Raw genomic sequence first — 18,207 nt, forward strand, 5'->3', positions numbered from 1 at the left:
TTCAGTGTTCCTCGGCAGTGGCGCCGCCGGCGACGGCGCGGGCGGTGGCGTTGAGCAGGTCGCGAACGCGGGTGATTTCTTCGGGTGTCCAGCGGCCATGGTGCATTTGCAGGGCGTGGCGCAGGTTGTGCACCGCTTCGTGGATTTCTTGCGGGCGGTCGTGGCCGCGCAGCGAACGGCGGCTCACGGCGATGCGCTCGCGGGCGCCTTCGAGGGCCACGTGTTCCTCGGCGAGGAACTGCCGGCCGGCCTCGCTCAGGCTGTAGCGTTTTTTTCCGCCGGCGCTGTCGGCGCTGATCAGGTCGCTTTCTTCGAGAAAGGTCAGGGTGGGGTAGATCACCCCGGGGCTGGGGCTGTAGCGCCCGTCGAACATGGCTTCGATCTTGCGGATCAGGTCATAGCCGTGGCAGGGCTCGCTGCCGAGCATGTCGAGCAGCAGCAGTTTCAGGTCGCCCGGGGCAAATACTCGCGGGCCTCGGCCGCCGCCGGGGCGGCCGGCGCGATCGCCGAGCGGGTCGTGATCGCGGCGGGGGTGATGGTGGTCTCGCATCGTGCTTCTCTGTCGTTGGGGTTCTTAAGATATAGATTAAGATATATCTTAATGGAGGGGCAAGTGGTAAGTGGTAAGTGGCAAGCGGCAAGCGGCAAGTGGTAAGTGGTAAGACAAGAGACAAGAGGCAAGTGGTGAGCGGTAAGCGGCAAGACAAGAGGCAAGCAGTCGGTCAACTGGGGGGTTGGCAGGCTTGTGGGCCGAGGTAGGGTTGCAGGATTGGCGCCATGCCTTTGAGCACTTGCACCGGCAGCGCCGAGGTGAAGGTGAAGTTGGCTGATGCCTTGCCCGGCACGAAGGCGGTGAGGGTGCCGAAGTAGCGGTCGCCCAGGTAGAACACGAAGGTGCCGGTGCGGTTGATGGCCTTCGAGCCGATCAGCCGGCCGCCGCTGCCGAAGCTTTCGATGCGGTTGTCGCCGGTGCCGGTTTTGCCGCCCATGGCCATCGGCGTGCCGTCGGCCTGGGTGAACACGTTGGCCACCCGCCGCGCGGTGCCGTCGGCGACCACCGCGCCTAGTGCTTCGCGCAGGGCTTGGGCCTCTTCCACCGGCATCACCCGCTCGCCTTCGGCCTGCTTGCCGGCCAGGCGGGTTTCGTAGGGCGTGCCCTGGGCGAACTGCAGTTGGTCGATGCGCAGGGTGGGCAGGCGCACGCCGTCGTTGAGGATGATCCCGATCAGCTCGGCGAGTGCCGCCGGGCGGTCGCCCGAGCTGCCCAGGGCGGTGGCCAGCGACGGCACCAGGTGGTCGAAGGGGTAGCCCAGTTGCTGCCAGCGGCGGTGGATGTCAGTGAACGCTTCGATTTCGATCATGGTGCGGATACGGCTATCGCGGGCGCTTTTGTGCTTGCTGTTGAACAGCCAGCCGTACACCTCCTGGCGCTCGTGCTCGCTGGCGGCGATGGCCTGCTCCTGAGTCGCGTCGGGGTGCTGCAGCAGGTAGCCGAGCAACCACAGGTCGAGGGGGTGCACGCGGGCGATGTAGCCCTGGTCGGGCAGGTCGTAGGCGCCAGGGCCGTATTGCTCGTACAGTTGGCCGAAGCGTTTGGCGGTCAACGGGGTGGCCTTCCACTGCTCGGCGAGGAACGCGTTGAACTGCGCCGCCGGCGCGTTGGGGAACAAGTAGCGGTACACCGCGGCCAGGCGCACCGGGGTGGCATGCAGGCTGTCAAGGAAGGTCGCTAGGCGCTCGCCGCTGCTCTTGCCGTCGTATTTGCGCCAAAACCTGCGCAGGTACTCGGTGCCCTCGCGGTCGGCAAAGCGCGCCAGGTACTCCTGGCGGCGCGGGTTGCGGTCGTCCTTGAGCAGCTCGGCGCTGTTGTTGGGGGCGTTGTAGATCGTGTAGCGCACCACGTCGCGCATCAGCCGCACGAACGGCAGGTTGATCGACTCGCGCAGGGCCTCTTTGAGGGTGGGGGTGCGGCCGTTGTCCTGGTTGCGGAAGTTGCCGAACACGTGCACGCCGCCGCCGGTAAAGAAGCGCTCGCCGGGGTTGGCCGAGTATTTGCGCTCGAGCGCCGCGTCGAGCATGCCGCGCAGGTTTTGCTCGCGGTGGCTGTCCAGGTACTCCAGCGCCCACAGGGTGAGGCGGTCTTGCGGGTCGGCCTGGCTGGCGGCGCGGTGCAGTTGCGCCGGAGTTTTGCCGGCGTACTGGGTGTGCAGTTCGGTGATGATCTGCAGGTAGCTGGCCATCACCCGCAGCTTGGCGGTCGAGCCCAGTTCCAGCTTGCTGCCCTCGTTGATGTCGAACGGCTGGTCGGTGCTGTCGGTTTGCACCCGCACCCGCGCCGCGCCGCCGCTGTTCTCGAACAGGGTGAAGGCGTACTTCACCTCGCCGGTGCTGTTCGGGGCCAGCAGGCTGTCGCCGATCAACCCGGTCTGGCGGGCGAAGGCGGGGTCTGCCAGGTGCTTGAGGTAGTCGGTGGCCTGGCGTTGCAGCGGCGCGTTGAGGGTGGTGCTGGCGTTCAGGTCGAGGCGGTCGAGGTCGTACAGCGGCTCGTCGAGCAGCCCGGCCAGGCGCGCGCGGCTGATCACCGTGGCCTTGTCGTTGCTGTAGGGTTCCCAGGTCGGCTCTTTGGCCCAGTCGCGCCAGTGCAGTTGGCTTTGCAGGGCGTAGGTGGTCAGTTCGTTGCTGATCAGCCCCTGGCGGCTGAGCAGGCGGATGTGGGCGTCGGTGAGCTGGTTCAGCTCCTGGTGGCCGCGGCTCAGGAAGTGTGAAGGGCGGCGCTGGGCGATCATCAGCGACAGCACCTGGCGCAACGCCAGCCCCCGGGCTTGCAGGGTGCTGTCGTCATCGCCAGTGCTGGCCAGAATGGTATTGGTTTTATCGAAGTCGGCGCCGTACCACACCCGCAGGCCCTCGGCCAGGCCGTGCACCTCACCGTGGCCGGGCACCGCGGACAGCGGTACGCTGTTGAGGTAATCGCGCACGATATTCTGCCGCGCGCCGAGGGTGTTTTCCCCACCCTGATAGGCGCGCACGCTGGCGGAGAACATCTGCCGGAGTTTTTCCGGCCCGGAATCGGTCAGCCCGCCGGGGGAGTGGCGGTATTTTTCCAGTTGGGTAGCCAGGGTGCTGCCCCCCGCCGATTGCCCCGGCAGGCCCAGGGCGTGGGCCACCTGGCTCCAGGCGGCCTTGGCGAAGCGCGGCCAGTCCACCGCCGGGTTGACCTCGGGGTAACGCTCGCTGAGCAGGTTGCGGTCTTCGATGAACAGCAGGCTGCTGACCACCAACGGTGGGATGTCGCTGAACTGCTTGTACAACTGCAGGGGGTACTTGAAGTCGTAGATCGGCGCGCCGCGGCAATCGGCGATGCTCAGCCCGGCCTGGGGTTTTTCCGCGTAGGGCACGAACAGCTCACGCCCGGCGTAGCGCATCAGCGCCGGAGAAAACCGCACCTGCTCCAGCACTTGGTAATTGCGCTGCTCAAGGCGTTTGACGAACTCGCCCAGGTGGCTGTAGCCCGACCGTTCGTCGAACGGGCCGTTGCCGGGGTAGAGGATGCTATCACTGGGGCCGGGCTGCAGGTGCCAGGTCAGGCCTTTGGCCAGCGCGCTCAGCTCTCGCGCCTGCAGGCGCGAGCTGAGCATTTCCTGGCGCGCCGCGTAGCCACCACCGGCCACCACGACCACCCCCACCAGCGCCAGCACACGCCAGGCGTGGCGGGGCTTGCGTGGGGGAGCGTCGCTGCTGGCCGAGGCTGCGGCCTCGGTCTCGATCCGTGGCTTGCCGCTAGGCTTGTTCCACAGTACACCCATAGTCAGGTCCGCTCGCTTGTACCGCACTGTCCCTGATTTAGAGCGTAGGTGGCCTGTAGAGTGCCGCTTGGTTTTAACTGGAGCGCGTGGAGGGCCTTTAAGCCAAGCGCCGCAGCCGCGCGGCCAACAGCTCGAAAAAACCTTCGGCGTCGCCCCGCTCGACCCAGTGCACATTCGCCGGCTGCCCCAGCACCCCGTGGTAATCGGCCACCGATTGGCCAAAGCCCATGCCCTCGCGGGCGTCGACCTGCAGGTACAGGTCGCGCCCGCTGAACAGCTCGGGCGCCAGCAGGTAGGCGATCACCGTGGCGTCGTGCACCGGCCCGCCGGCCATGCCATAGCGGGCGATGTCGTGCTGGGCGTAATGGCGGATGATCGCTTCGACCCGCGCCCCGGCCTGGTTGCCCAGCGCCGCCAGCCGCGCCAGGCGCTCGGGCAGGGCGAGCAGGGTGTGGGTGAGGTCCAGTGGCAGGTAGGTCAGCGGTACCCCGCTGGCCAGTACCGCCTCGGCGGCATGGGGGTCGGCGAACAGGTTGAATTCAGCCACCGGGGTGATGTTGCCGCCGTTGAAATGCGCCCCGGCCATGGCCACCACCTGCTTGATGCCGCGGCGGATCCCCGGCGCCCGCGCCAAGGCCAGCGCTAGGTTGGTCTGCGGGCCGAGCAGGGCAAGGGTGATGCTGGCCGGCGCGGCCGCCAGCAGGGTGTCGACCAGGTACTGCACCGCGTCGCCGCCGGCCAGCGGCGCGCGGGGTTCTTCGATGGCCACCCCAGGCATGCCCTGGTCGCCATGCACGTCGGTGGCGTACACCGGCGCGCGCCGCAGCGGGGTGGCGGCGCCCGCGTACACTGGAATCTGCTCGCACCCGGCCCACTGGCGAACCAGCCGGGCGTTGCGCGAGGTGGTGGTGACCGGCACGTTGCCGGCCACCGTGGTAATGGCGTGCAGCCTCAGGGCCTCGGGCGAGGCCATCGCCAGCAGCAACGCCACCGCGTCATCGGCGCCGGGGTCGGTGTCGATGATCAGCTCGATCACGCTCAGCTCACCACTCGGTAGCACGGCTCGTAGGCGGCGCCGCCGGGCAGTTTCATGCGGTGCTGCTCAACGAACGCCTGCAGCAGTTTATCCAGCGGCGCCATGATCTCGCGGTCGCCGTGGATCTCGTACGGGCCCTTGGCTTCGATCAGGCGGATGCCTTTGTCTTTCACGTTGCCCGCAACGATCCCGGAAAACGCCCGGCGCAGGTTGGCCGCCAGCTCATGGGGCGGCAAACCCTTGCGCAGGGCCAGCGCCGCCATGTTCTCGTGGGTGGGGTCGAACGGGTGCTGGAAGGTTTCTTCGATTTTCAGCAGCCAGTTGAAGTGGAAGGCGTCGGCGCGCTCGCGGCGGAAACGCTTGACCGCCAGCAGCCCCTCGGCCATTTGCCGGGCCACTTCGGAGGGGTTGTCGATGATGATCTGGTAATGCGCCCGCGCCGCCTCGCCGAGGGTGGCGGCGACGAACGCATCGAGCTGCTGCAGGTACGCCGCGGCGCTGCGCGGGCCGGTGAGGATCACCGGGAACGGCAGCTCGCGGTTGTCGGGGTGCATGAGGATGCCCAGCAGGTAAAGGAACTCCTCGGCGGTGCCGGCGCCGCCTGGGAAGATGATGATGCCGTGGCCCACGCGCACGAACGCCTCGAGGCGTTTTTCGATGTCTGGGAGGATCACCAGCTCGTTGACGATCGGGTTCGGCGCTTCGGCGGCAATGATCCCGGGTTCGGTCAGCCCCAGGTAGCGCCCGCCGCTCATGCGCTGCTTGGCGTGGGCGATGGTGGCGCCCTTCATCGGCCCCTTCATCACGCCCGGGCCGCAGCCGGTGCAGATGTCCAGCTTGCGCAGGCCGAGTTCGTGGCCGACCTTCTTGGTGTACTTGTATTCGTCGCTGTTGATCGAGTGGCCACCCCAGCACACGACCATTTTCGGCTCGACCCCGGCGCGCAGGGTGCGCGCGTTGCGCAGCAGGTGGAAAACGTAGTCAGTGATGCCGCTGGAGCTGTGCAGGTCGAACTGCAGGTTGCCCAGTTCGTTCTCGGTGTACACGATGTCGCGCAGGGCGCTGAAGAGCATTTCGCGGGTGGAGGCGATCATCTCGCCATCGACGAAGGCATCGGCGGGGGCGTTCAGCAGCTCCAGGCGCACGCCGCGATCTTGCTGGTGGATGCGCACCTCGAAGTCCTTGTAGGCATCGAGGATGGTCTTGGCGTTATCGACGTGGGCGCCAGTATTGAGAATGGCCAGGGCGCACTGGCGGAAAAGTTGGTAAACACTGCCGGAGCCGGCTTCGCTCAACTGTTGCACTTCGCGGTGGGAGAGCACTTCCAGGCTGCCCTTCGGGCTGACCTGGGCATTGATGACGTTACGTTTACTCATGCTGGAATCCTTATCAGCGATGCCCAGGCCCGCGAGCACGCGGGCGCGGCGCATCGAACGGCGCCACCACGTTGAGGCGCCTGTGGCTATTCTTGGCTGGGTGTGCCGGGGAATGCAAATGAGCCAATGATGCTCGCCGAAGGCCAGGCGGCCGGGTGGCTGTAGTAGGCGGTGGAAATATCCCGCAGCAGGCGCTGCTGGAAGAACCCCTGGGCCGGCAGCGGGCCCCAGGCGGGGTGGTTCAGCTCGCCGCAGCGCATGGCGTGCAGCAGCGCATCCTGTTCACTGCCGCGCAGCTCGGCGAAAGCCTTGCCGAAGCGCAGCTCGGCTTCGGCGTCGATCGCCCCCAGGGCCAGGCGCCAGCTGGTGCGCGGCGAGCCGAGCAGGTCGCTGGCGGCATCATCGAGGTTGGCGAAGCAACGCGCATCCAGCAGCGCCGCCAGGGGTACCGCTACCCGCGGCGTGGCCTGGGGCAGCACGCGGTCGCACAGCGCTTCGAGGGTACGGCTCTGCGCTTCGTCGAAAAACCGCGGCCCACGCCGCAGCGTGGCTTCCCGGTCCAGCAGGGGGGCGGGCATCGGGTACTGCTCGGCGTAATGCAGGGTCGCGTCCAGGGCCATGAAAACCTCGAAAACATGGCTGTTATTGAAAGTGTCCGGTACTAGACCAATTGCGAATTCCTAAGGTTCGTTTTTATTGCAAGGTTTTACAATGATGCCGAAATGGCATTACCGTTTTGCGGGAGAGGGTAATAGCAGAGGGCCCTTCGCCCGGCTGTGTCGTAATGCTGTTCACTCAAGCAATCAAAGCGCTAAATCTTAGGTACAAAGCCTTGATCTCTCCCTAGGGTTTTACCGAGCGCATGATCTGACTGGCCTATCGCCCGGCACAGCCGGCCTCCCACGGGTTCTATGTTGCCTCGTAAATCAAGTGCTTACACAAATCTGGTGGGAGGCCGGCTGTGCCGGGCGAGGGGCCAGTCAGATCATGCGCTCGGTTAAACCACCTAGAAAAATCAGGGCTTTTTACCCTCAATTAGCGCTTTGATTGCTTAAGTGAACAGCATTACGGCACCGCCGGCCTCCCGTACTCGGGCGGCCGGCCATGCCGGGCGAAGGGCCCTCAACCCGCCTCAAATCACGCCTGCTGCGGCGCCACCCCGGTGGCCAACACCTCGGCAGGTTGCGCCGGGACCTCGGCCACCTGCCGCGCCAGGCCGAGAATCACCAGCGCCGCGCCGATGTCGAGCACCGCCAGGGCCACGAACAGCGGGTTGTAGCCGATCTTGGTCACCAGCACGCCGAGCACCGCGGTGAACAAGGCCGCGCCGATGAAGCCGAACATCCCGCCCAGGCCGGTGGCGGTGGCCACTTCGTTCTTGCCGAACGAGTCCGAGGTGATCGAATACAGCGCGCCGGAGAGCATCTGGTGGGCAAAGCCGCCAATGCACAGCAGCGCGATCGCCGTGTACGGGCTGGCCGCCAGGCCGATGCAGCCGGGGCCGATCATGCACAGGCAGCCGCTGAGCATCACCAGCTTGCGCGAGGTGAACAGGCTCACCTTCAGGTGCTTGTGCAGCAGCGGCGAGAGGTAGCCGCCGAGCACGCAGCCGAGGTCCGCGGCGAGGAATGGCAACCAGGCGAACATCGCGATTTCCTTGATGTTCATGTGCCGCTCAGTCATCAGGTACAGCGGGATCCAGGCGTTGAAGGTCTGCCAGGCCGGCTCGGACATGAACCGCGCCAGCGCCACCGCGTAGAAGTTGCGCCGGCCGAACACCTTGCGCCACTGCGCGCGGGCTTTGGGCGCATCCTTGAGGTGGGCTTCCTGGCCGGCGAGGATGTACTCGCGCTCCTGGTCAGAGAGCAAGCGCTGCTGGTTGGGGTGCTTGTAGATCCACAGCCACAGCCCGCTCCATAGCAGGCCGAAGGTGCCCACCAGGATGAACGCCAACTGCCAGCCGCTGGTGAGGATGGCCCACACCACCAGCGGCGGGGCGATCAGCGCGCCGAGCGAGGAGCCGACGTTGAACCAGCCCAGCGCCACCGAGCGCTCCTTGGCCGGGAACCACTCCGTGGTGGCCTTGACCCCTGCCGGGAAGCCCGCCGCCTCGGTGATGCCGAGCAGGCCGCGGAGGAACGCCAGGCTTTGCCAGCCCGTGGCCAGCGCCGCCGAGGCGCACACCGCCGACCAGGCGATGGCAAAGCAGGCGAAGCCCATCTTGGTACCGATGGCATCGACGATGTAGCCGGCGATCGGTTGCATGAACGCATAGCCCATCTGCCAGGCCACGACGATGTGCGAGTACTGCTCGGTCGAGAGGTTGAGGTCGGTCATCATCGTCGGCGCGGCGACGGAGAGGGTGTTGCGTGCGAGGTAATTGATGACCAGGCCCGCGATCATCAAGGAGACCATCCACCAGCGGATGCCTTTGATCTTCATGGTTGCTCACTCAGCTGTTGTTTTTATTGGGCGAACTTGTATGGCGATGTAGGTCGTCATATGACCTTACTATATAGATATTGGGCCTTGGGCTGTCAACGAAAAAACCGGCCAAAATGGCCGGTTTTATTGGGTTTGATCAAAGTCTGGAAAAATTTGGTAATGATTGCGCTATCAGGTGTGATTCGGGTTGGCATGGTGCCATGTCGGACAACAACCCCCTATTCGCCGCCCTTCATCCGCCGCGCCAGCCACCAGATGCCCAGCCCTGCCAGCGCCGTGGCCGCGCCGATGTAACCGGTGCTGGTCCAGCCCAGCCCGGCGCTGATCGCCATGCCGCCGAACCACGGGCCCAGGGCATTGGCCAGGTTGAACGCGGCGTGGTTGGACGCCGCCGCCAGGCTCGGCGCGCTGGCGGCGAGGTCCATCAGGCGGATCTGCAGCGGTGCGGCGAGGGCCACCATGGTGCCAACCAGGGCGATGCCGAGCATCACGCCCCACAGCGAGCCGGCGGCGAACGGGAAGCACAACAGCACCGCGATCGACCACAGCAGTACCAGGCCTACCGCCTTGAAGCCGAAGGTGTCGAACAGCTTGCCGCCGGCAATGTTGCCGATGATCCCGCCCACGCCGAACGCGGCCAGGCCGAAGGGGATCCACTGCGGGCCCACGCGGGTCACGTCGAGCATGGTCGGGGCCAGGTAGCTGAACACGCAGAACATCCCGGCGAAGCCGATCGCGCCGATGGCCAGGGCCATCCAGATCTGCGGTTCGGCGAAGGCGCGCAGTTCCTTGCGCGGGTCGCTGCGGGCCTCGTCGTGGCGGTCGGGCACGTAGCGCCACACCAGGGCAATGGTGCACAGCGCGATGGCGCCCACCAGCACGAACGCCGAGCGCCAGCCGAACCACTGGCCGAGCAGGGTGGCGATGGGGTTGCCCAGTAGCATGGCCAGGGTGAGGCCGATCATCACCCGCGCCACCGCACCGGCGCGTTTGTTCGCCGGCACCATGCTCGAGGCCACCACTGCGGCAATCCCGAAGTAGGCACCATGGGGCAGCCCGGCGATGAACCGGCAGGCCACCAGGCTGGCGAAGCTGGGGGTAAACGCGGTGGCCAGGTTGCCCAGCGCGTACAGGGCCATCAGCAACAGCAGCATGTGCTTGCGCAGCAGCTTGGCGCCGAGGATCGCCAGCAGCGGCGCGCCGACCATCACCCCCAGCGCATAGGCGCTGATCGCATGGCCCACCTGCGGCTCGCTCAGGCCCAGGTTGCTGGCGATGTCGGGCATCAGGCCCATGATGGCGAACTCGCCGGTGCCGATGGCGAAACTGCCCACCGCCATGGCGGCTTCCATCTTGGCCGCCGCGCGGGCGGGCAGAACGGGCGAATGGGTTTGCTGGACGGACATGCGTCACTCCGCGGGGAAAGGGTGGGTAAAAGCACAGCCGGCGATGCTAAACATCGGCGGCGCAAGCGTCTAGGACAATGGTTTGGTGGTGGGCGTTCGGTCGCGGCCGATTACCAGCCCAATACCTCGGGCGCCTCGCTGAACAGCAGGGCAAGGCCCGCCGCTTGGGGCGTATGGGAAGGGTAGCGCTTCATGCGCTCCCACACGCCACGGTAGGAAAGGGCTTTAAAACTTTCGATGAAGCGCTGCTGCTCTTCGCCTGCCCAGCCGTGATGGTGCAAGTGCCAATCCTTGACCCATGCCAGGTAGGTGCGAAAGGCGGCGTGGCGGCCCCTCACCAATGCATCGCGTTCGTTGAGGCGCAGCACGTCCAGGGTATACCTGGCCCTGAGCCACAGCTCACTGGTTTGATCTTGGGTGTTGGGTGTGTAGCGAAAGGTTTGCCAGTCCAGGTACAGGAAATCAATTGGGTTTTCGAGCCGTGGGTCGATCAGGGCATGCCGGCCGGACGGCGGTGGGGCAGGGGGTGCAGCTCTGCGCCGGGATACATCTACCAGTTGGTTGCGCGCATCCAGAATGGCGAAGCGGTTGTTCTTGGGGCCATTGCACGGGCCGCAGGCCAGCACGTAGTTGGCCCATTGGAAGCATTGCTCCGGGTAGAGGTCCTTGGGCCGCATGTGTTCGATCTCATCGGCCATGGAGTCTTCGCAGTACACGCAACGGGTATTGCCGCTGCACAAGCGCGCCAACTGCTGTTTGATCGGTTGGAACACCCTGGCCGGCTTGCTCGCCCAGCGTGCTTTGGCCCGGGCGACCTGGCTGGGGTAGTCCGGCTGGTCATCGATCTCGGCCTGAAGCTGCTCCAACTGCGCCGAATGTTCGGGGGGGAGGGCTTCAGCCGAGAGGAGAATCACCGAAGGCCTCCATCACCGGGGCGAGCTGCTGGGCGAGGGTGTCCCGCTCTTCTCGTTGTATTGGCGATAAGGTGCCGAGGGCATTGGCTCGGTTCAATTGGGCCAAGCGGTCCAGTTTTTCGCCGGCCTCCGCCGAGCGCCCTGGCAAACCGCCAAAGGCCTCGCTGTTGAGCACGTGCAGAACATCCCCGAACAGCACCCGGGCCCGTTGCTCGCCCTCGATACGCTGAACCTGAGCAGCCGAGCCCGGCGCCGGCAGCGCCCAGATCGTTCCTTTGGTTGCGCTCTGGCACACGTAGGGTGAGTGGGTGGTGACAATGAACTGTATGGCTGGGAATAACCGGGTCAGCCAGGGGCCGATGTCGCGCTGCCAAGAGGGATGCAAGTGGGTATCCACTTCGTCAATCAGGACTACGCCCGGTATCGGTACGCTGAGCGAGCCGTTTGAGAATAATTGCTGCTCGTCGAACCGTTGTGCCATAAGGCGAAGCAATTCGAAGGTCATCGATAGCACTGCGCGATAGCCGTCGCTTAGCGCCTCGATAGGCACGGTTACACCGTTGCCATCTTCGAAGTTAACGCCTTTTGAACTGATGCTCTTCACCACCATGCCGTGGGGCAGGAAGCCGGGCTGGTTGATGAACCTCATGATGTGGCTCAACAGCCCTGCCGCCGCCGAGGCAGGCGGCTGCTCCAACTCTTGAAAGCGCAGCTTCTGCAACCATTCGATGGCCTCGGTGAGGGCAACACCCTCGTCAAACAGGCTCAGGTGCTGTGCCAGCCTCGGCCAGTCTTCGAATAACCGGGCATTTTCAGGGGCACCACCGCTGAAGCGGCGCAGGGGGCCGAACGCGGCCGAAAACCACCCGTGGTTTTCCGCCCAGGGAGGAAACGCCCCGCTGTCGGCTTGGGGCGATTTGATCACCCCGTTCAGCTCCAGGGTCAGCTCGCCGAGAACATCGCTCTGGCTCGGCATGCCGCCGTAACGATGGGAATAATCATAATGCTCATCGGGGCGTATCCATGCCTTGATCTGTGCCCGCTCGGTGCCTTTGCGGATGAACTCGTGGTTCGGGCGCCGCGCCGCCGCAAATTCCGTGGGGCCGGTCAGGGCAATCGCGGCCGCGCGGAGAAACCCCGATTTGCCTGACCCATTTGGCCCGATCAGCACGTGCCAGCCAGCTTCTTCACCCGCGGCCAGTTCCCAGGTCAACGCTTCATATGCGCGGAAGTCGGTGAGTTGCAGCTTGCGCAAATACATGAAGGTGTCTCCTGCGGTACGGGCCAGCGGGCAAGCGCTTCGGCTAAATGGCCGCTACTGTAGCAGAGCTGCCCCGGTTCACGGTCAGCCCCACACCCACCCCACCAGCAAATACCCATTCAACCCCACGATCAACCCGCTGATCCCCCACGCCAACGCGCTCAGCAGCGGCCCGGCCACCAGTGGCCCCATCAGCCGCCGGTCAGCCACGAACTTCACCAGCGGGATCACCGCCAGCGGCAGTTGCATCGACAGGATCACCTGGCTCAGCACCAGCAGCTTGGCCGTGCCGTGCTCGCCGTACCAGGCGGTGATCGCCACCACCGGGATCACCGCCAGCCCGCGGGTGAGCAGGCGCCGCGCCCAACTGGGCATGCGCAGGTCAAGGAAGCCCTCCATGATGATCTGCCCGGCGAGGGTGGCGGTGACCGTAGAGTTCACCCCCGAGGCCAGCAGCGCCACGGCAAACAGCAACGAGGCGGTGCCGACCCCGAGCATCGGGCTCAACAGCTGGTGGGCTTGCTCGATGTCTTCGACATCGGTGCGGCCGGCGGCGTGGAACACGGTGGCGGCGGTGATCAGGATCGCTGCATTGACGAACAGCGCCAAGGTCAGCGCCAGGGTGCTGTCGGTCACCGCCCAGCGCAGGCCCTCGCGCTTGCCGGCGTCCGTGCGCTCGTAGGCGCGGGTTTGCACGATCGAGGAGTGCAGGTAAAGGTTATGCGGCATCACCGTGGCGCCGATGATGCCGATCGCCAGGTACAGCGCGGCCGGGTCGGTGACCACCTGTGTGCGCGGGATGAACCCGGCCAGCACCGCCGCGATCGGTGGCTGGCTGAGGGCCATCTGCACCACGAAGCAGAGGAAAATCAGCCCCAGCAGGCTGGCGACGAACGCCTCCAGGGCGCGAAAGCCCCGGCGCATCAGCAGCAGGATCAGGAACACATCCAGCGCGCAGAGGATCGCCCCCCACAGCAGGGGGATGCCGAACAGCAGCTTCAGGGCGATGGCGGTGCCGATCACCTCGGCCAGGTCGCAGGCGACGATGGCGATCTCGCAGGCCAGCCACAGCACGACGTTGACCGGTTTCGGGCACTGCCGCCGGCAGGCCTGGGCGAGGTCCAGCCCGGTGGCGATGCCCAGCCGCGCGGCCAGCGCCTGCAGCACCACGGCCATCAAATTGGACAGCAGGATGACCGACAGCAGCAGGTAACCGAAGCGCGAACCGCCGGCGAGGTCCGTGGCCCAGTTGCCCGGGTCCATGTAGCCCACCGCGACCATGTAGCCCGGCCCGGCGAAAGCCAGCAGCCGGCGCAGCCAACTGCCGTGGCGCGGCACTGCCACGCTGGCGTTGAGCGCGCCGAGGCTCGGCGCGCCCAGCCCGGCGCGGCGCAGCAGTGCCGGTTCGCCGTCTTCGGCTTGGTAATGGGGTTGTGCGTCGTGTTCTGCCACGTGGGGGCACTCGAAGGTAGCGGGCTTTGAGATGAGAACGCTTTTCAGCTGCCAGTGTTCCCCGCCCGCGCCGCCCACGCAAGGGGGTGGGCCGCTGAATCCTGCCTGAACAACATGCAAAGAATGTGGAGGCGAAACGCCCGGCGACTATTCGTTTCCGGGTTTTTCACAAAAAATTACCCCTCGCCCCAATAGTTTCCGCTCCCAGTGCAAGGGGCGCGGCAGTCGGTGCCCAGAGTGATGAACGTATGAAGACCTCCTTACCCATGGCAAAACTCAAAGCGGTGCGGCCCGAGGGCGTGACACTGGTCGCCAGCGCGTTGCTCCTGGCGGTATTCAACCTTCCTTTGTTGCAGCACCTGCACGGGATTACCCAGGCCAGCGGCGGCTGGCTGCTGCGCGGGGTGTTCCTGGCGATCGTGCTGTTGATCTTCAACCTGGTGCTGAGCCTGCTGGCCAGCCGCTGGACGCTCAAGCCGCTGTTGATCGCGCTGTTCCTGATCAGCGCCGGGGTGGCCTACTTCATGAACGAATACGGCGTGATGATCGACGCCAGTATGTTCCGCAACGTCGCCGAGACCGACCCCGCCGAAGTGCGCGGGCTGCTGTCGCTCAAGCTCGGCGCCTATCTGCTGGGGCTGGGCGTGCTGCCCTCGTTGGTGCTGTGGAAGTGGCCGGTGCAGTACCGGCGGTTTTCCCGCGCGCTGCTGAGCAAGGTGCTGGTCGGCGTGGGCAGTGCCTGCCTGATCGGCGTGCTGGCGCTGGCCAACTACCAGGGGCTGTCGTCGTTGTTTCGCAACCACCACGAATTGCGCTTGATGGTGGTGCCGAGCAACGTGATCGGCGCCACCATCAGCTACCTGGGCGAGAAGGTCCAGGCCGCGCAGCGCCCGTTCGAGCCACTGGGCCTGGACGCCCACCTGGCGCCGGCCTGGCAGCAGCATGCGCGTAAATCCCTGACCGTGCTGGTGATCGGCGAAAGCGCCCGCGCCGAGAACTTCGGCCTGCTCGGCTATAACCGCGACACCACCCCGGAGCTGGCCGCCCAGGCCGGGCTGGTGGCCTTCCCCGACGTGCACTCGTGCGGCACTGAAACCGCGGTGTCGGTGCCGTGCATGTTCTCCAACATGGGCCGCAAGGACTACTCGGCGAGCATCGCCAGCAACCGTGAAGGCCTGCTCGATGTGCTCAAGCACGCCGGGCTCGATGTGGTCTGGCTCGACAACCAGTCTGGCTGCAAGGGCACCTGCGACCGCGTTGGCTTCCAGGACCTTGGCAAAGCCAATGACCCGGCCCTGTGCGCCAGCGGCGAATGCCATGACGAAATCCTCCTGCGCGACCTGCCGCAACTGCTCGATAACCTGCAGCGCGACCTCGTGCTGGTGCTGCACCAGATGGGCAGCCATGGGCCGGAGTACTACAAGCGTGTGCCGGCCGGCTACGACCACTTCCAGCCGGTGTGCCAGAGCAACGCGCTGAACAGTTGCAGCCAGGAGCAGATCGTCAACGCCTACGACAACACCATCCGCTACACCGATCACGTGCTGGCCAGCTTGATCAACACCCTGCGCAGCCACCAGGACAAGGTCGACACCGGCATGCTGTACCTCTCCGACCATGGCGAATCGTTGGGCGAGTACAACCTGTTCCTGCACGGCACGCCCTACATGCTGGCGCCCGAGCAACAAAAGCACGTGCCGATGCTGGCGTGGTTCTCGGCCGGCTACCAGCAGGACTTCGGCCTCGACAGCCAGTGCCTGCAAGCCTCGCGCAACCGGCCGTTGAGCCAGGACAACCTGTTCCACTCGATGCTCGGGTTGCTGCAGGTCAATACCCAGGTGTACGAGGGCGGCCTCGACCTGTTTGCCCAATGCCGGCGATGAGCCGGCACGGCGCGGGCCCGCATCGGATATACTGCGCACCATTGTTCAAGGGAGTGCGTTGTGTCCATCGATATTCACTGGGTCCGTGACGACGCCACGCTGGCCGCGCAGTGCCAGCAATGGCGCGCGTTGCCGTTCATTGCCGTCGACACCGAATTCATGCGGGTCGATACCTTTTACCCCCAGGCCGGCCTGGTGCAGGTCAGCGATGGCCGCAGCGCCTGGCTGATCGACCCGCTGTGCATCGACCAGTGGGCGCCGCTGGCCGAGCTGCTGGCCGACACCGCCGTGCTCAAGGTGCTGCACGCCTGCAGTGAAGACCTCGAAGTGCTGCTGCGCCTGACCGGCGCGGTGCCCTTGCCGCTGTTCGACACGCAACTGGCCGGCGCCTACCTGAACCTCGGCTTCTCGATGGGCTACTCGCGGCTGGTGCAAGAGGTGCTGGGCCTCGAGTTGCCCAAGGGCGAAACTCGCTCCGACTGGCTGCAGCGCCCGCTGGCCGACGCCCAGGTGGATTACGCCGCCCAGGACGCCCTGCACCTGGCCGAGCTGTACACCGCGCTGGCGCCGCGCCTGGGTGAGCAAAAGCACGCCTGGGTGCAGGCCGACGGCGAAGAACTGGTGCAGCAACTGACCCGTGAAGTCGACCCGCGTGAGTTGTACCGCGACGCCAAGCTGGCCTGGAAGCTGGCGCCCCGGCAACTGGCGGTGTTGCGCGAGTTGTGCGCCTGGCGCGAGCTCGAAGCGCGCCGCCGCGACGTGCCGCGCAACCGCATCCTCAAAGAGAGCACCCTGTGGCCACTGGCGCGCTTCCAGCCAGATAACCTCACGGCAATGGCCAAGATCGAAGACATGCACCCGCGCACCCTGCGCCACGACGGCGAAACCCTGCTGGAGCTGATCCAGCAGGCGTTGCTCACGCCCGAGGCCGAGCGCCCGGCGAGCCTGCCCGAGCCGCTGCCGATCGAGGCCGCGGGGTTGCTCAAGCGCCTGCGCGCGGTGGGCCAGGCCGAAGCCGAGCAGATGAACATCGCCCCCGAGCTGGCCACCCGGAAAAAAACCCTCGAGGCGCTGCTCAAGTCCGGCTACCCGGCCGGCCCTTACCACCTGCCCGATTCACTGCGCGGCTGGCGCCGCGAACGCCTGGGCCAGAAGCTGCTCGACGCGCTGGCCGGCGAGGAATGACCATGAAACGCATCTGCTCCATCTATAAAAGCCCGCGCAAGCGCGAGATGTACCTGTACACCCTCAAGGCCGATGGCCTGGCGCGCATCCCCGAGGGCCTGCTGGGGCTGTTCGGCACGCCGCAGCACACCTTCGACCTGGTGCTCACCCCCGAGCGCACCCTGGCCCGCGAAGACATCGCCAAGGTGCTCGAGAACCTCGAAGGGCAGGGCTACCACCTGCAGATGCCACCGCCTGAAGACGAGTACATCGAGCACCTGCCCGATGAGCTGCTACGGCGCAACGACCCGGTCTAGCCGCGGCGCGCGGATTTCACTGTAAGCGCCCGGCCATTTCGTTAGGCTGGGCGTTTTTCGTTGGCTATGTACAAGGCTTGATCCATGCGTGTGCTCATTGCCGAGCAAGACTTCGCCACCTACGCTCGCCTGCTCGACGGGCAGCACGCGGCGCTCGATATTCTCACCAGCGATGACTCGGCGGTGCTCGCCGAGCACGCCGCCCATTGCGACGTTTGGCTGGGCCAGCCCGACCTGCTCGCCTGCCTGCTGCGCCAGGGCCATCGCCCGAAGTGGCTGCAATCGACCTGGGCCGGCATCACCCTGCTGTTGGCCGACGGCTTGCCGCGTGATTACCGGCTGACCCGCGCGGTCGGCATTTTTGGCCAGGTGATGGCCGAATACGTGCTCACTTACCTCCTCAACCATGAGCGCAGCGTGCTGTCGCGGCTGGTCAGCCAGGTCGAGCGCAAGTGGGACAACCGCCAGCCGCCCAGCCTGCGCGGGCGCCGCGTGCTGCTGGTGGGGGTGGGCGACATCGGCCAGAGCGTGGCGCGGTTTCTGCTGCCGTTCGGCGTCGAGCTGTATGGGGTGGCCACCACGGCCCGCGAACTGGCGCCGTTCAAGGCCGTGGGCGGCCTCGATGCGCTCGGCGCGATGGTCGGCGAAGCCGATTACGTGATCAACCTGCTGCCCGACACGCCGCACACCGAAGACCTCTACAACGCCGAGCTGTTTGCCCGCTTCAACCCTGAAGCGTTGTTCATCAACGCCGGGCGCGGCAGCGCGGTGGTCGATGCCGACCTGGTCGAGGCACTGAAAAAGGGCCATGTGGCCGGCGCGGTGATCGACGTTTGCCGGCAAGAGCCGCTGCCCCAGCGCCACCCGTTCTGGACCGCCTGGGGCTTGCTGCTCACCGGCCACAGCGCCGGGCCGACCTCGCCGCCGCTGATGGCGGAGTTGTTCCTGCGCAACTGCGCGGCGTACCTGGCGGGGGAGCCCCTGCAGGGTGAAGTGGATTTCGCCAAGGGGTACTAGGGTGGGGGCGGGGGCCCCCCCCCCCGGGGGGCGGGGGGGGGGGCCCCCAACCCCAAAAAAACGGGATAAAAACCCCCCCCCCCCCAATAACCCCCCCCCGGCGGGGGGCGAGCCACCAAACACCCCCCGC

General features: G+C 66.0%; 14 protein-coding genes. 4 read left to right on the forward strand and 10 right to left on the reverse strand.

Annotated elements, in window-relative coordinates:
• Position 1: 1 nt before the first annotated feature.
• From ACFZCE_RS12890 to ACFZCE_RS12935, 10 genes are all read right to left on the reverse strand, one after another.
• On the reverse strand, positions 2-550 hold the full coding sequence (locus ACFZCE_RS12890) for a helix-turn-helix transcriptional regulator (protein WP_390939456.1): 549 nt from the start codon (positions 548-550) through the stop codon (positions 2-4).
• 172 nt (positions 551-722) lie between these two features.
• A complete protein-coding gene (locus ACFZCE_RS12895) occupies positions 723-3,806 on the reverse strand; it encodes a transglycosylase domain-containing protein (RefSeq protein WP_390939458.1) in 3,084 nt (1,027 codons plus the stop codon).
• 97 nt (positions 3,807-3,903) lie between these two features.
• The gene (locus ACFZCE_RS12900; RefSeq protein ID WP_390939460.1) at positions 3,904-4,842 is read right to left on the reverse strand and encodes a nucleoside hydrolase; all 939 of its coding nucleotides are present in this window, start codon (positions 4,840-4,842) and stop codon (positions 3,904-3,906) included.
• Positions 4,843-4,844: 2 nt separating this feature from the next.
• Complete coding sequence (gene ppnN, locus ACFZCE_RS12905) at positions 4,845-6,218, reverse strand: nucleotide 5'-monophosphate nucleosidase PpnN (RefSeq protein ID WP_390939461.1); 1,374 nt, start codon at positions 6,216-6,218, stop codon at positions 4,845-4,847.
• 86 nt (positions 6,219-6,304) lie between these two features.
• On the reverse strand, positions 6,305-6,838 hold the full coding sequence (locus ACFZCE_RS12910; RefSeq protein ID WP_390939462.1) for a gluconate 2-dehydrogenase subunit 3 family protein: 534 nt from the start codon (positions 6,836-6,838) through the stop codon (positions 6,305-6,307).
• A 517-nt stretch (positions 6,839-7,355) separates the two neighbouring features.
• Positions 7,356-8,633 carry an MFS transporter gene (locus tag ACFZCE_RS12915; RefSeq protein ID WP_390939968.1) on the reverse strand — a complete coding sequence of 426 codons (1,278 nt, stop codon included), beginning with the start codon at positions 8,631-8,633 and terminating at the stop codon, positions 7,356-7,358.
• A gap of 248 nt (positions 8,634-8,881) precedes the next feature.
• Positions 8,882-10,069 carry an MFS transporter gene (locus ACFZCE_RS12920; protein ID WP_390939464.1) on the reverse strand — a complete coding sequence of 396 codons (1,188 nt, stop codon included), beginning with the start codon at positions 10,067-10,069 and terminating at the stop codon, positions 8,882-8,884.
• 110 nt (positions 10,070-10,179) lie between these two features.
• Positions 10,180-10,983: a hypothetical protein gene (locus ACFZCE_RS12925; RefSeq protein WP_390939466.1), complete on the reverse strand. Its 804-nt coding sequence runs from the start codon at positions 10,981-10,983 to the stop codon at positions 10,180-10,182.
• Positions 10,964-12,244 carry an AAA family ATPase gene (locus ACFZCE_RS12930; RefSeq protein ID WP_390939468.1) on the reverse strand — a complete coding sequence of 427 codons (1,281 nt, stop codon included), beginning with the start codon at positions 12,242-12,244 and terminating at the stop codon, positions 10,964-10,966. Before ACFZCE_RS12930 ends, ACFZCE_RS12925 begins: the two co-directional genes overlap by 20 nt.
• An 84-nt stretch (positions 12,245-12,328) precedes the next feature.
• A complete protein-coding gene (locus ACFZCE_RS12935; RefSeq protein WP_390939970.1) occupies positions 12,329-13,642 on the reverse strand; it encodes an Nramp family divalent metal transporter in 1,314 nt (437 codons plus the stop codon).
• A gap of 320 nt (positions 13,643-13,962) precedes the next feature.
• On the opposite strand from ACFZCE_RS12935, the gene ACFZCE_RS12940 reads away from it, so the two are divergent.
• The 4 genes from ACFZCE_RS12940 to ACFZCE_RS12955 all read left to right on the forward strand — a co-directional run bounded on the left by ACFZCE_RS12940 (position 13,963) and on the right by ACFZCE_RS12955 (position 18,077).
• A complete protein-coding gene (locus ACFZCE_RS12940) occupies positions 13,963-15,579 on the forward strand; it encodes a phosphoethanolamine--lipid A transferase (RefSeq protein WP_390939470.1) in 1,617 nt (538 codons plus the stop codon).
• Between the two features lie 60 nt (positions 15,580-15,639).
• Positions 15,640-16,764: a ribonuclease D gene (gene rnd, locus ACFZCE_RS12945; RefSeq protein WP_390939471.1), complete on the forward strand. Its 1,125-nt coding sequence runs from the start codon at positions 15,640-15,642 to the stop codon at positions 16,762-16,764.
• Between the two features lie 2 nt (positions 16,765-16,766).
• On the forward strand, positions 16,767-17,060 hold the full coding sequence (locus tag ACFZCE_RS12950) for a YcgL domain-containing protein (protein ID WP_390939472.1): 294 nt from the start codon (positions 16,767-16,769) through the stop codon (positions 17,058-17,060).
• An 84-nt stretch (positions 17,061-17,144) separates the two neighbouring features.
• Positions 17,145-18,077 (forward strand): NAD(P)-dependent oxidoreductase, encoded by a 933-nt coding sequence (locus ACFZCE_RS12955; RefSeq protein ID WP_390939474.1) that lies wholly within the window; start codon positions 17,145-17,147, stop codon positions 18,075-18,077.
• Positions 18,078-18,207 lie beyond the last annotated feature (130 nt).

Source organism: Pseudomonas sp. NPDC007930, assembly GCF_042958985.1.
Taxonomy (GTDB): domain Bacteria; phylum Pseudomonadota; class Gammaproteobacteria; order Pseudomonadales; family Pseudomonadaceae; genus Aquipseudomonas.

Coding starts and splice junctions, on each gene's coding strand:
- ACFZCE_RS12890 (WP_390939456.1), bottom strand. CDS start 550: ATGCGAGACCACCATCACCCCCGCCGCGATCACGACCCGCTCGGCGAT.
- ACFZCE_RS12895 (WP_390939458.1), bottom strand. CDS start 3,806: ATGGGTGTACTGTGGAACAAGCCTAGCGGCAAGCCACGGATCGAGACC.
- ppnN (WP_390939461.1), bottom strand. CDS start 6,218: ATGAGTAAACGTAACGTCATCAATGCCCAGGTCAGCCCGAAGGGCAGC.
- ACFZCE_RS12910 (WP_390939462.1), bottom strand. CDS start 6,838: ATGGCCCTGGACGCGACCCTGCATTACGCCGAGCAGTACCCGATGCCC.
- ACFZCE_RS12915 (WP_390939968.1), bottom strand. CDS start 8,633: ATGGTCTCCTTGATGATCGCGGGCCTGGTCATCAATTACCTCGCACGC.
- ACFZCE_RS12920 (WP_390939464.1), bottom strand. CDS start 10,069: ATGTCCGTCCAGCAAACCCATTCGCCCGTTCTGCCCGCCCGCGCGGCG.
- ACFZCE_RS12930 (WP_390939468.1), bottom strand. CDS start 12,244: ATGTATTTGCGCAAGCTGCAACTCACCGACTTCCGCGCATATGAAGCG.
- ACFZCE_RS12940 (WP_390939470.1), top strand. CDS start 13,963: ATGGCAAAACTCAAAGCGGTGCGGCCCGAGGGCGTGACACTGGTCGCC.
- ACFZCE_RS12950 (WP_390939472.1), top strand. CDS start 16,767: ATGAAACGCATCTGCTCCATCTATAAAAGCCCGCGCAAGCGCGAGATG.
- ACFZCE_RS12955 (WP_390939474.1), top strand. CDS start 17,145: ATGCGTGTGCTCATTGCCGAGCAAGACTTCGCCACCTACGCTCGCCTG.